General features: G+C 67.0%; 12 protein-coding genes and 1 pseudogene. 6 read left to right on the top strand and 7 right to left on the bottom strand.

Annotated elements, in window-relative coordinates:
- Nucleotides 1-375 precede the first annotated feature (375 nt).
- A complete protein-coding gene (locus DBR10_RS11395; protein WP_108505040.1) occupies nt 376-1,404 on the bottom strand; it encodes a ligase-associated DNA damage response exonuclease in 1,029 nt (342 codons plus the stop codon).
- A gap of 24 nt (nt 1,405-1,428) precedes the next feature.
- On the opposite strand from DBR10_RS11395, the gene DBR10_RS11400 reads away from it, so the two are divergent.
- The 4 genes from DBR10_RS11400 to DBR10_RS20020 all read left to right on the top strand — a co-directional run bounded on the left by DBR10_RS11400 (nt 1,429) and on the right by DBR10_RS20020 (nt 2,774).
- Nucleotides 1,429-1,941: a PaaI family thioesterase gene (locus DBR10_RS11400; protein WP_108505041.1), complete on the top strand. Its 513-nt coding sequence runs from the start codon at nt 1,429-1,431 to the stop codon at nt 1,939-1,941.
- Nucleotides 1,938-2,357 carry a PaaI family thioesterase gene (locus DBR10_RS11405; protein WP_108505042.1) on the top strand — a complete coding sequence of 140 codons (420 nt, stop codon included), beginning with the start codon at nt 1,938-1,940 and terminating at the stop codon, nt 2,355-2,357. The genes DBR10_RS11400 and DBR10_RS11405 overlap by 4 nt, the downstream gene beginning before the upstream one ends.
- 41 nt (nt 2,358-2,398) lie before the next feature.
- Entirely contained in the window at nt 2,399-2,539 is a 141-nt protein-coding gene (locus tag DBR10_RS11410) for a DUF2256 domain-containing protein (protein ID WP_108505048.1), read from the top strand.
- Nucleotides 2,540-2,675: 136 nt separating this feature from the next.
- Complete coding sequence (locus DBR10_RS20020) at nt 2,676-2,774, top strand: hypothetical protein (protein WP_233243385.1); 99 nt, start codon at nt 2,676-2,678, stop codon at nt 2,772-2,774.
- Between the two features lie 86 nt (nt 2,775-2,860).
- Here the strand turns inward: DBR10_RS20020 and DBR10_RS11415 are convergent, their stop codons facing one another.
- Complete coding sequence (locus DBR10_RS11415) at nt 2,861-3,760, bottom strand: histone deacetylase family protein (protein WP_108505043.1); 900 nt, start codon at nt 3,758-3,760, stop codon at nt 2,861-2,863.
- A 79-nt stretch (nt 3,761-3,839) separates the two neighbouring features.
- Here DBR10_RS11415 and DBR10_RS11420 point away from each other — a divergent pair, with 79 nt between their 5' ends.
- Complete coding sequence (locus DBR10_RS11420; protein ID WP_108505044.1) at nt 3,840-4,694, top strand: acyl-CoA thioesterase; 855 nt, start codon at nt 3,840-3,842, stop codon at nt 4,692-4,694.
- Nucleotides 4,695-4,698: 4 nt separating this feature from the next.
- On the opposite strand, the gene rimM is transcribed toward DBR10_RS11420, so the two are convergent.
- From rimM to mdh, 5 genes are all read right to left on the bottom strand, one after another.
- A complete protein-coding gene (rimM, locus tag DBR10_RS11425) occupies nt 4,699-5,271 on the bottom strand; it encodes a ribosome maturation factor RimM (RefSeq protein WP_108505045.1) in 573 nt (190 codons plus the stop codon).
- A 56-nt stretch (nt 5,272-5,327) separates the two neighbouring features.
- Nucleotides 5,328-5,840, bottom strand: coding sequence for a 30S ribosomal protein S16 (gene rpsP / locus DBR10_RS11430; RefSeq protein WP_108505046.1), 513 nt, complete (start codon nt 5,838-5,840; stop codon nt 5,328-5,330).
- 24 nt (nt 5,841-5,864) lie between these two features.
- Nucleotides 5,865-7,388 (bottom strand): signal recognition particle protein, encoded by a 1,524-nt coding sequence (gene ffh / locus DBR10_RS11435; protein ID WP_108505047.1) that lies wholly within the window; start codon nt 7,386-7,388, stop codon nt 5,865-5,867.
- 221 nt (nt 7,389-7,609) lie between these two features.
- Nucleotides 7,610-8,116: a DUF1993 domain-containing protein gene (locus DBR10_RS11440; protein WP_108556346.1), complete on the bottom strand. Its 507-nt coding sequence runs from the start codon at nt 8,114-8,116 to the stop codon at nt 7,610-7,612.
- Nucleotides 8,117-8,248: 132 nt separating this feature from the next.
- The gene (gene mdh / locus DBR10_RS11445; protein ID WP_108556347.1) at nt 8,249-9,211 is read right to left on the bottom strand and encodes a malate dehydrogenase; all 963 of its coding nucleotides are present in this window, start codon (nt 9,209-9,211) and stop codon (nt 8,249-8,251) included.
- Nucleotides 9,212-9,347: 136 nt separating this feature from the next.
- Between mdh and DBR10_RS11450 the strand changes: the two are divergent.
- Nucleotides 9,348-10,098, top strand: a pseudogene (locus DBR10_RS11450) (MaoC family dehydratase); the annotation flags it as partial.

Below are 10,098 nucleotides of genomic sequence, written 5' to 3' on the forward strand. Positions count from 1 at the left end.
CCGCCAACCCTGTCGTGTCTGGCGGCGGTCGGCCGTGGATCACAGAAACGACGTCACGGCAGGGGTCGGGCGAGCAGCAGGTGGGCCTGGAAGGGTTCACGGTCCGGACCGGGGTCGCGCCCCGGTCCGCCCGCAGGAGGCTTCAGGGCGGCGAGGCTCTAACAGGGCTCGAGCGCCGCACGCTTCCGACAGAACGATCACGCGGAGCGTCTGAACTTCGTCGAAACGGTATTCAAATCTCTTTCTCCGGACGCGGTCCGGACGCTCCGCAGCCCTTCCCGTCCCTTCAGCGGCCACCACCGCGTGAGGCGGAGACCCCGTGTCCTCACCCTGACCCCACCCAAGGGGGGAAGGAAGGAAAGGAGCTCAATGCCCCTATTCGCCCTCGTCCTCGTCATAGCCGACCAGCCGCAGGGCCCGGGCCGGCAGGCCTTCGAGTTCGCACCAACGCAACAGCGCCTCCTCGCGGCCATGGGTGATCCACACTTCGCCGGGGCGCAGTTCGGCCAGGGTCGCCGTCAGTTCGTCCCAGTCGGCATGGTCGGACAGGATCAGCGGCAGTTCGACGCCGCGCTGGCGGGCCCGGGCCCGGACGCGCATCCAGCCCGAGGCGAAACAGTCGACAGGATCGGCGAACCGCCGCGACCAGCGGTCGGCGATGGCCGAGGGCGGGGCGATGACGATTTGGCCGGCGAAGGCGGTCTTCGACTGGTCTGTGGTGGCGGGCAACAGCGGGCCCAGATCAATGCCATGGTCCTGGTAGAGGCCGTTCAGACGCTCCAGCGCCCCGTGGACATAGACCGGCTGGTCCCAGCCGCCCTCGCGCAGCAGCCGGATCACCCGCTGGGCCTTACCCAGGGCATAGGCCCCGACCAGATGGGTGCGCTCGGGAAACTGGGCGACGCTGGCCAGCAGGTTGCGGATCTCGCCGGCATCGTCGGGATGGCGGAAGACCGGCAGGCCGAAGGTGGCCTCGGTGATGAACACGTCACACGGCACCGGCTCAAAGCGGGCGCAGGTCGGATCGCGGCGCCGCTTGTAGTCGCCCGACACCACCATGGTCAGGCCCTTCCAGCGCACCACCGCCTGGGCCGAGCCCAGCACGTGCCCGGCCGGGACCAGGGTGACCTCGACATCGTTGTGGCTGAACGGTCGGCCATAGTCGGCGACGTGCCGGCGCTCCGCAAAGGCCTCGCCATAGCGGACGGCCATGATCGCTAGGGTTTCCGGCGTCGCGGCGACCACCCCGTGACCGGCCCGGGCATGGTCGGCATGGCCATGGGTGATCACCGCCCGGTCCACGGGTCGGACCGGATCGACATAGAAGTCCCCTGGGGGACAATAGAGCCCGTCCGGTCGGGGGCAGAGAAGGTCTTCGGGCTTGATCACGGCTGGATAAGACAATGCGCAGACTGCTAATCATTGCCAATGAGCGAAACACACGAACAGAGCCGGCTGATCGCCACGGCGATGAACGAGGGCAGCCCGCAGGCCCGCGCCCTGGGCTTTTCCACCCTTCAGATCGGCGACGCAGTGGCCCTGCTGAAAGTGCCCTACCGTCCGGAGATCGTCGGCGATCCCGAGACCGGCGTGATCGCCGGCGGGGTCATGACGACGCTTCTCGACCATGCCAGCGGCCAGGCCGTGCATGCGGCCCTGGCGACCTGGACCTCGATCGCCACCCTGGACCTGCGGATCGACTATATGCGGCCGGCCATACCGGGCCGCGATGTGCTGGCCCGGGCCCACTGCTACAAGATCACCCGCTCGGTCGCCTTCGTGCGGGCCGTGGCCTATGAGGACGACCCGGAAGATCCCGTGGCGACCGCCCAGGCCACCTTCATGCTCGACAGCAGCGCCGGCAAGAAGGCCGGGGCCAATTTCAAGCCGCCGCGGACCGCCGCAACCGGACCGGCCCGGACCGGGGGAGACGCCGCATGAGCGACGCCGACAACCGCCTCGTCGCCGTCCTCGGCTCGATCCCCTATGCCCGCTTTCTCGGGATCACCGCCGAACTGGCCGGCGACGAGATGACGGCCATCCTGCCGTTTGCCGACCATATCGTCGGCAATCCGATGCTGCCGGCCATTCACGGCGGCGTGCTGGGGGCCTTCATGGAGATGACCGCCGTCGCCCAGCTGTCGGTGGCCGCCACCCTGAAGCGGCAGCCGCGCACCGTCGATGTCTCGATCGAATATCTGCGCTCGGGACGGCCCCTGACCACCTATGCGCGGGCCAGCATCAAGAAGCTGGGTCGCCGGGTCGCCAATGTCCATGTCGAGGCCTGGCAGGAGACCCGCAGCGCGCCGATCGCCACCCTGCGGGGGATCTTCCTGGTCGCCCCGACCGAGGACTAGGGCCCGTGCCGCGCACCGGCCGGGGCGGCAGCGGCAAGGCCGTGCGCAAGGGCGACCTGCCCTCACGCCCGTGCCTGGCCTGTGGCCGGCCCTTCACCTGGCGGCGGAAGTGGGAAAAGGTCTGGGACGAAGTGAAATATTGCTCGGATCGCTGCCGATCACAGAAAATTACACCAGTGTAATGCGAATTGAACGCGTCAACGTTCCTTAAAATGGCGTCATGAAGCAAGAGTAACGTGTTTTCCTGGGTCGAGGCTCCTATATCCCTGTTCACCGGACGCGGACGTCGCGCCCGGCCACAAAAAAGGGATCAAGACCATGACCATCAAGTCCAACAGCTTCGGCGGCTTCGCTACCCTCGTTCTCGCGGTTCTGCCGCTCGTCGTGATCGTCGGCTCGCTCGCTCCGAGCTTCTAAGTGACGGTCGCATCGTTTCGCCGGGCGCCTGTCCGGATGGCCTGAGCGCCTCCGGACCGCCCCGGCGAAGCCTGACGCCTCGTCTTTCAGAGCGACGCCGCCGTCCGGTGCAGGATGGCGTGACGATCCGCCAGACGCCCGATATCGGCGTCATAGCCGCCCCCGATCACACCCGCCAAAGGCAGGTCCCGGGCCCGGCAGGTTTCCAGAACATAGGCCTCGCGCCGTCTCAGCCCGGCATCCGAAAGCGACAGGCGCCCCAGCTTGTCGCCGGCATGCGGGTCCACCCCGGCGTTGAAGAACACGATATCAGGGGCCACCCGCCCGATCAGCACCGGCAGCCACTCCGCCAACACGGCCAGATAGGCCTCGTCGCCGGTGCCGTCCGGCAGCTCGATATCGAGATCGCTGACGGCCTTGCGGGCCGGGAAATTCTTCGCCGCATGCATCGAGAAGGTGAAGACCGAAGGGTCGCCTTCAAAAATCCGCGCCGTGCCGTCGCCCTGGTGCACGTCGAGATCGACGACCAGGGCCTGACCGATCAGGCCCTCGGCCAGCAGTCGCCGGGCCGCCACCGCCACATCGTTGAACACGCAGAAGCCGGCCCCGCTGTCGGCCAGGGCATGATGGCTGCCGCCGGCCGTATTGCAGGCGACCCCGTGCTGCAGGGCCAGACGGGCGGTCAGCAGGGTGCCGCCCGTCGCCGCGCAGGCCCGGTCGGCAACCGAGCGGCTGTTGGGCAGGCCGATCCTTCGCGTGACCTCGGCCGGCAGGGTCAGGTCGAGAACCCCCTCCACATAGTCCGCACTGTGGGCCAGGCGCAGGGTTTCGGCATCAACCGGCTCGGGAACCTGAAATCCGTCCGGCCCCGCCAGGCCCTCGGCCTCGAGCAGGGCCGCCAGCTGCGAGAACTTGTCCATCGGGAACCGGTGCCCCTCGGGCATTTCAGCACGATAGGCCGGGTGGTGGACGATTGGAGGCAACATGAAACGACGATGGGGTCGGCGACAGCTTGACGCAAGGTTGCGTCTTGCCCCGGGGACGCAGGGAGAATAACCCACGCTCATGCAGACGCCCGAGAACCTCGCCGACATCCTCGACCTCGAAGCCATCGAGGTGAACCTCTTCCGGGGGATCAGCCCCAATGACGGCTTTCCGCGCATCTTCGGCGGGCTGGTCATCGCCCAGGCCCTGCTGGCAGCCTACAAGACCGTGCCGGACCGGATCTGCCATTCGCTGCACGCCTATTTCATCCGGCCGGGCGATGTGAACATCCCCGTCCTCTACGAGGTGGAGCGGGCCCGGGACGGCGGCACCTTCACGACCCGGCGCGTGGCGGCGATCCAGAACGGCGAACAGATCTTCAACCTCGCCTGCTCGTTCCAGACGCCCGAAGAGGGCTTCGAGCACCAGTTGCCGATGCCGTCGGCCCCGCCGCCCGAAGAGGTGCGGACGGAAGGCGAGTTCCTGCGCAGCCTCGGCGACCAGATCCATCCCAAGATGCTGCGCTTCCTCGACAAGCCGCGGCCGATCGACATCCGCTGGGTCGATCCGCAAAATCCGGTCAAGCCCGAGAAGAAGTCCGGCACCAAGGAGGTCTGGATGCGGGCCCGCGCGCCGCTCGGCGAGGACGTCAAGATGCAGCAGGCCGCTCTGGCCTATGCCTCCGACATGGCCTTCATGGAAAGTGCCCTGCGGCCGCACGGCCTGATCTGGACGACGCCCGGCCTGCAGTCGGCCAGCCTCGACCACGCCATGTGGTTCCACCGGCCGTTCAACTTCAATGACTGGACCCTGTTTGCCCAGGACAGCCCCAGCGCCTCACAGGGACGCGGCATGGTGCGCGGCCAGATGTTCAGCCAGGACGGCACCCTGCTGGCCTCGGTGGCCCAGGAATGCCTGATGCGGATCAAGAAATAGGGCCTCAGCCCGCCTCGTCGTCCCCGGCGGGGTCGTTCTGTGCCGGCCCCTCGGGTTCACCCACCAGGGCCGGCGGATCGGCCAGGATCAGCCGCTCGGCGATCTTCACCTCGGGTACGGCGGCGCGGGTGAAGGGCAGGTACCAGGTCTGGCCGCCGAGGGCGGGCTGGATCTCGAGCAGGTCACCGGCCCCGAAGTTCTGCACGCTCTTGACCGAGCCCAGAAGGGCGTTGCCCTCCACATGGCGCACGGGCAGGCCGACCAGATCGGTCAGATAGAACTCGTCCTCGTCGGGCTCGGGCAGGGCCTCGCGAGGAACGTAGAGGCGAAGGCCGCGCAGAGCGTCGGCCGCCTCCTTGGTCTCGATCCCCTTGCAGCGGGTGACGAGGCCTTCCTTGGCCACACGGGCCGAGGTGATGGTCAGGGCCGGCGAGCCGTCCTGGCGCAGCAGCGCCTTGAAACCGGCCAGGCTCATCGGGTCTTCGGTATAGGTCGCAATCCGCACGTCGCCACGCACGCCAAAGCCGCCGGACACACGGCCGACGAGGATCAGGTTGGCGGGGGACGGGACGGTCATCACACGGGAAGCGATGCCGCCCCGGCCCAGGGGACCGGAGCGGCATCACAGAAGCCTTAGGCTTCGGTGGTCTCTTCCGAAGCGGGCGCTTCTTCAGCAACAGCTTCAGCGGCCGGAGCCTCTTCCACGGCCGGCGCGGCAGCCGCAGCAGCGGCGGCTTCAGCGGCAGCGGCCTTTTCGGCTTCGGCAGCGGCCTTGGCGTCTTCGATCGCCTTGGCTTCAGCGGCCTTGCGGTCTTCTTCGCGCTGGGCGCGCTCGGCGCTGCGCTCCTGGGCCTTCTTGCCCGGAGCACCCTTGGTCGGGTTGTTGCCATGGGTCCAGGCACCGATGCCCTGGGCGGCCAGGAAGCGGGCGACGCGATCGGTCGGCTGGGCGCCCTTGGCGATCCAGGCCTGGATCGACTCGACCTTCAGGGTCACGCGCGCCGGGTCGTCCTTCTTGAGGAGCGGGTTGTAGGCGCCGACCTTCTCGATGAAACGGCCATCGCGGGGCGAGTGGCTGTCAGCGACGACGATCGAGTAGTACGGGCGCTTCTTGGCGCCGCCACGGGCGAGACGGATCTTCAGCATTGTCGTAGTCCTTGGTTCGAAGTTCTATTTCTTGAACGGATTGAAACCGGGCGGCAGGCCGCCGCCCAGGCCGGAAAGGAGGTTCGGCTTGGCGTCGCCGCCACCGCCGAGACCGGGAAGACCCGGCAGGCCTCCCGCGGAATTCTGTTGTTCGGGCTGGGCCAGCTTGCCGCCGCCCAGGGCCTTCAGGCGGGACATGTCGCCGCCGCCCATCATGCCGGCCATGCGGGCCAGGCCCTTGCCGCCGTCCTTGGACATGGCCTTGAACATATCGGCCATCTGGCGGTGCTGTTTGAGCAGCCGGTTGACCTCGGCCACATCCACCCCTGCGCCGGCCGCGATCCGGCGCTTGCGCGAGGCGGCCAGGATGTCGGGCTTCTTGCGCTCCAGCTTGGTCATCGAGCTGATGATCGCCTGCTGACGGCGGAAGATGCTGTCGTCGATGCCGCTTTCGGCGATCTGCTTCTTGACCTTCTGGACGCCCGGCAGGAGGCCCATAATGCCTTCCATGCCGCCCATCTTCTGCATCTGGGACAGCTGGGCGGAGAGATCGTTCAGGTCGAACTGGCCCTTGGCCAGCTTCTTGGCCATGCGCTCGGCTTCGGCCTGGTCCAGCTCCTGGGAAGCCTTCTCGACCAGGGCGACGACATCGCCCTGACCCAGGATCCGGCCGGCGACCCGGCGGGCATCGAACACGTCAAGCGCGTCGACCTTTTCGCCGGCCCCGAGGAACTTGATCGGAAGGCCGGTGACATGGCGCATCGACAGCGCCGCGCCGCCCCGGCCGTCGCCGTCGGCGCGGGTCAGGATCAGGCCGGTCAGCGGCAGACGCTCGTGGAAGGCCTTGGCGGTCCGGACGGCGTCCTGACCGGTCAGGCTGTCGGCGACCAGCAGCGTTTCGGTCGGGGAGGCGATGCGGGCGATATCAGCCGCCTCGCTCATCATCGCCTCATCCAGCGTGGTGCGGCCGGCGGTGTCGAGGATCAGGACGTCATAGCCGCCGAGCTTCGCCGCGCTCATCGCCCGCTTGGCGATGTCCTGGGCGCTCTGGCCGGCGACGATCGGCAGGCTTTCGGCCCCGACCTGCTGGGCCAGCATGGCCAGCTGTTCCATGGCGGCCGGGCGGCGGGTGTCGAGCGAGGCGACCAGCACCTTCTTGCGCTCGATCTTGGTCAGGCGCAGGGCCAGCTTGCCCGTGGTGGTCGTCTTGCCCGAGCCCTGCAGGCCGGCCATCAGGATCACCGACGGCGGGTTCAGGGCCAGGTTCAGGCCGGTCGGCGTCTCGCCACCCAGCATGTCGACCAGTCCGTCATAGACGATCTTGACCACCTGGTCGGCCGGCTTGACCGAGCGGATGACCGCCTCGCCCGACGCCAGCTCCTTGGCCTTGCTGATGAAGTCCTTGACCACCGGCAGGGCGACGTCGGCTTCCAGCAGGGCGACGCGGACCTCGCGCAGGGCCTCGTCGATATCCTTTTCGGACAGCACGCCGCGACCGCCGAGGCGGTCGAAGACGCTTGAGAGCCGCTCTGTAAGGCCGTCGAACATGGGTAGCCCTGGTTAAAACAACAGACCAAACGCAATCAGCCCCCGTGGACGATCACGTCGACGGGGGTCCTCGCCGTCCTCGTCCGGATGGATCCTGCGCTAGCAGGCCGGGGTCGTGACGGTGGAGGCGCTGCTGATAAAGCGCCGGAAGGGGGCGCTTATGCACAGAAAGACCGCAAGAGTCAAAGGGCGACCGTGAATCCGGCCGCCCTGGCGGGAATTCAGGCCGTGCCCAGATAGTCGCGCTTGCCGACCTCGACGCCGTTGTGGCGCAGGATCGCGTAGGCGGTGGTCAGGTGGAAGAAGAAGTTCGGCTGGGCCTGGGTCTGGAAATAGGCCAGGCCCTTGACCACGCTGGTCTCGCCGCGACGGGTCAGGGTGATGTCACGGTCTTCGGCCCCGGCAAAGGCGGCCGGGTCCAGGCCCTCGACATAGCCGATGGCGCGGTCGATGCGGGCGATCAGCTCGGCAAAGCTGGTCTCGACGTCATCCCAGGCCGGAACCTCCTGGCCGGCCAGGCGCGCGCAGCAGCCCTTGGCGAAGTCGGTCGAGATCTGCACCTGGCGCAGCAGCGGGAACATGTCGGGATAGAGCCGCGCCTTCAGCAGGGCGTCGGCGTCCCAGCCCTTGGCCTCGGCCTGGGCGGCCGCCTTGGTCAGCACGCCCTTCAGACCCTTCAGGCCCTGGACGAAGACGGGGACACTGGCCTGGTGCATGGAAAGGGTCATGGAAGCTCCGTTTGAACGTGTGGCGAACAGATAGGGCGGCGGAGGCCCGACGGGAAGCGCCCGGCAAGCCGCAACGAAAAAGGGCGGCCCCGCGAGGAGCCGCCCTTCATCATTTCAGACTGTCGCCAGTCTTTAGACCAGCGAGTTGTCGATGGCCTTGCAGGCTTCCATCAGGCCCTTCACCGACTCGACGGACTTGGCGAACATCGCCTTTTCCGCGTCGTTGGTTTCGAACTCGACGATCTTTTCCGCGCCGCCGGCGCCGATGACGACCGGCACGCCGACATAGAGGCCGTCCAGGCCGTACTGGCCGGTCAGGAAGGTGGCGCACGGCAGGACGCGCTTCTTGTCCTTCAGATAGCTGGTGGCCATGGCGATGGCGCTTTCAGCCGGGGCGTAGAAGGCCGAACCGGTCTTCAGCAGGGCGACAATCTCGCCGCCGCCCTTGCGGGTGCGATCGACGATGGCGTCCAGCTTGTCCTGCGACAGCCAGCCCTGCTTGACCAGTTCCGGCAGCGGCAGACCGCCGACCGTCGAGTGACGGACCATGGGAACCATGTCGTCGCCGTGGCCGCCCAGGGTCCAGGCGTGGATGTCTTCGACCGACACCCCGGTGGCTTCCGCCAGGAAGTAGGCGAAGCGGGCCGAGTCGAGGACGCCGGCCATGCCGATGACCTTCTCCTTGGGCAGGCCCGAGAACTGCTGCAGGGCCCAGACCATCGCGTCGAGCGGGTTGGTGATGCAGATGACGAAGGCGTTGGGCGCATGGGCCTTGATGCCTTCGCCGACGGCCTTCATGACCTTCAGATTGATGCCCAGCAGGTCGTCGCGGCTCATGCCCGGCTTGCGCGGCACACCGGCGGTGACGATGCAGACGTCGGCACCGGCGATGTCGGCATAGTCATTGGCGCCCTTCAGGGCGACATCCTTGCCGAACACGGCCGAGGCTTCGGCGATGTCGAGGGCCTTGCCCTGGGGGGTGCCTTCGCTGATGTCGAACAGGACGATGTCGCCCAGCTCTTCGCGAGCGGCGATGTGGGCCAGAGTGCCGCCGATCATGCCGGCGCCGATAAGGGCGATCTTCGCGCGAGCCATGGAGTCTCCGTCAAACCTGTGAGTGAATGTGGTTTCAGTCGCCGTCTAGACCCGTGACGCTCAAGCCTCAAGCCCTCTTTCCCGTTTCGCTGCAGTGCGGCAAAACAGGGGCCAACGAGAATAAGGACACGCAGGGATGAGCAAGACCGATCCGGGGAACTATTTCGAGGACTTCAGGCTGGGCCAGGTGCTGGTCCACGCCACGCCGCGCACCGTCACGGCGGGGGATGTGGCGCTCTATACGGCGCTTTACGGAACGCGTTTTGCACTTTTTTCGTCCGAGGCTTTCGCGAAAGACTGCGGCTTTCCGCACGCGGCGGTCGACCCGCTGATCGCTTTCCACATCGTCTTTGGCAAGACAGTGCCCGACATCAGCCTCAACGCGGTCGCGAACCTTGGCTACGCAGAGGGGCGTTTCCATAAGTTGCTCACCGACGGCATGACCTTGAGCGCCAAGTCGGAAGTGATTGGACTGAAGGAAAACTCCAACCGCAAGACCGGCGTCGTCTATGTCCGCACGACGGGAATGGATGAGTTCGGTGAGACCGTTCTGAGCTACGTGCGCTGGGTGATGGTGCGAAAGCGGGATCAGAACGTCGAGATCAGCGAACAGTTTGTCCCGGCATTGGAAGAAGCCGTTGCGCCTGATCAGTTGATCGTCCCGGCCGGTCTGGACTTTTCGGCCTATGACTATGCCCTGGCCGGCGCGCCCCACGCCTTCGAGGACTATGCGATCGGCGAGAAGATTGACCATGTCGACGGCATGGCCATCGAGGAGGCCGAGCACGCCATGGCCACCCGCCTGTGGCAGAACACCGCCAAGGTCCACTTCAACCAGTTCGAGCGGGCCAAAGACCCGTCGGGCCGACGCCTCGTCTATGGCGGGG

Source organism: Caulobacter sp. HMWF025 (assembly GCF_003060965.1).
Taxonomy (GTDB): Bacteria; Pseudomonadota; Alphaproteobacteria; order Caulobacterales; family Caulobacteraceae; genus Caulobacter.

Coding starts and splice junctions, on each gene's coding strand:
- DBR10_RS11400 (WP_108505041.1), top strand. CDS start 1,429: ATGAGCGAAACACACGAACAGAGCCGGCTGATCGCCACGGCGATGAAC.
- DBR10_RS11405 (WP_108505042.1), top strand. CDS start 1,938: ATGAGCGACGCCGACAACCGCCTCGTCGCCGTCCTCGGCTCGATCCCC.
- DBR10_RS20020 (WP_233243385.1), top strand. CDS start 2,676: ATGACCATCAAGTCCAACAGCTTCGGCGGCTTCGCTACCCTCGTTCTC.
- DBR10_RS11415 (WP_108505043.1), bottom strand. CDS start 3,760: ATGTTGCCTCCAATCGTCCACCACCCGGCCTATCGTGCTGAAATGCCC.
- DBR10_RS11420 (WP_108505044.1), top strand. CDS start 3,840: ATGCAGACGCCCGAGAACCTCGCCGACATCCTCGACCTCGAAGCCATC.
- rimM (WP_108505045.1), bottom strand. CDS start 5,271: ATGACCGTCCCGTCCCCCGCCAACCTGATCCTCGTCGGCCGTGTGTCC.
- rpsP (WP_108505046.1), bottom strand. CDS start 5,840: ATGCTGAAGATCCGTCTCGCCCGTGGCGGCGCCAAGAAGCGCCCGTAC.
- ffh (WP_108505047.1), bottom strand. CDS start 7,388: ATGTTCGACGGCCTTACAGAGCGGCTCTCAAGCGTCTTCGACCGCCTC.
- DBR10_RS11440 (WP_108556346.1), bottom strand. CDS start 8,116: ATGACCCTTTCCATGCACCAGGCCAGTGTCCCCGTCTTCGTCCAGGGC.
- mdh (WP_108556347.1), bottom strand. CDS start 9,211: ATGGCTCGCGCGAAGATCGCCCTTATCGGCGCCGGCATGATCGGCGGC.